Annotated in this window: 2 protein-coding genes; both read right to left on the bottom strand. The window is 51.9% G+C overall.

Translation table 11 applies throughout. The annotated features are described in order from the left end of the window. Window positions 1-299: 299 nt before the first annotated feature. Entirely contained in the window at window positions 300-668 is a 369-nt protein-coding gene (locus tag MO867_RS22160; RefSeq protein ID WP_252473217.1) for a hypothetical protein, read from the bottom strand. Beyond that, window positions 619-1,170, bottom strand: a 552-nt coding sequence (locus MO867_RS22155; protein WP_444875290.1) for a phage replication protein O, incomplete at its 5' end; no start/stop codon positions are given. The genes MO867_RS22155 and MO867_RS22160, both read right to left, overlap by 50 nt.

The raw sequence follows: 1,170 nt of genomic DNA, 5'->3' as shown, positions 1-1,170 counted from the left end.
AGAAATCCCAAGTACCGCGCGCTATGCACTTTTGTGTCCAAACCGTATTGGCAAAAACTACATTGACACGGCGCGGATGCTCTGTTTGAAAAACCGCAAGCGGGCTGCTTGGGTCGGTCTGAGAAATACGTTTGATAGCTTCTGAGATAGTGATTGCTGACATGGTTATCGCTCCGTGATGTTTTGGGTTTACCAGTTGGTGTCTTCCAGCATCTCAGCCCAGGTCGATGGGTGAGGGTTTGATTCTTCTCGGGGAATGTATTCACCCTCTAAAACTTTTTCGTCCGGGGTTTCGTCGCTCATAGGTCGAACATCCCCCGCATTTTCTCCAGTTCGCTCTCACCGCTCTGGCGGGCTTTCTCTTGGGCGTTTTTGTCTGGTAGGGCCAGGGGTTCAAATTCTTTATGAGCTGCGCTTCCTGGGGCTGGGAGGCACAACCCTAAAAACTCTGCGTAATTGGGTGGCCAGCTGGTTTCCCCATTTCGAGCCGCTTCAGTGTTGCGGTGCTCAATGTTTTCCATTCCCCTCACCCAGTCCTTGTCGCTGAGATTCCGAGTCTTTCGAGCCCAAAGCATGAAGTCTTCACCGTAGATTCCATTACGCTCACCCTGCTCGGAGTCATACAGCTTGTGCTGTGATGTCCACTTGTGGCCGTACAATTGGGTCATTCGCTTCCAGAGGGCCAGCATTAGCTTCTCGTGCCGAGGCTCTAGCGAAAGCGGCGTTGAGTTGCGCGTGTTGCTGCTGGAGCTGGTTGCCAGCGCCCGGGTTACGGTTTTCATTTGCACTTCCCTTGCATTGATTGGCCTTGATTTCCAGCTGGTCGAACTGTTTGCGTAATTTGGCAGGGCTGAGAATATTGGATTGCCAAAAATCATCACGGTTGGCCCAGTTGAAAACGTGAGCGATGTCTTGTGGTGTTCGGTTGTCCAGCTCGCGAATTTTTCGGCAGTCGTCAGCCCAGGTATCCAGGTTGGGAATTTTGAGCTTGGGCTGGAGCCGACGAACACCATCGAGAATTAGGTTTGCCAGGAGGTAATCATCATCCGTGGCCTTCACCGGTTTTTTCCCCGATGATTTTCTCGGGGAGGTATTAGGTTCATTGACTGGTTCAAAAGAGTGACTGGTTCTGGGTGACTCTGTGTCACTACCCCCTGGTGACTCTGTGTC

This window comes from Microbulbifer okhotskensis (genome assembly GCF_023895975.1).
Classification (GTDB): Bacteria; Pseudomonadota; Gammaproteobacteria; order Pseudomonadales; family Cellvibrionaceae; genus Microbulbifer; species Microbulbifer okhotskensis.
The sequence above is the reverse complement of the archived record's forward strand: the minus strand, read 5'-3'. Positions and strand labels throughout refer to the sequence as shown.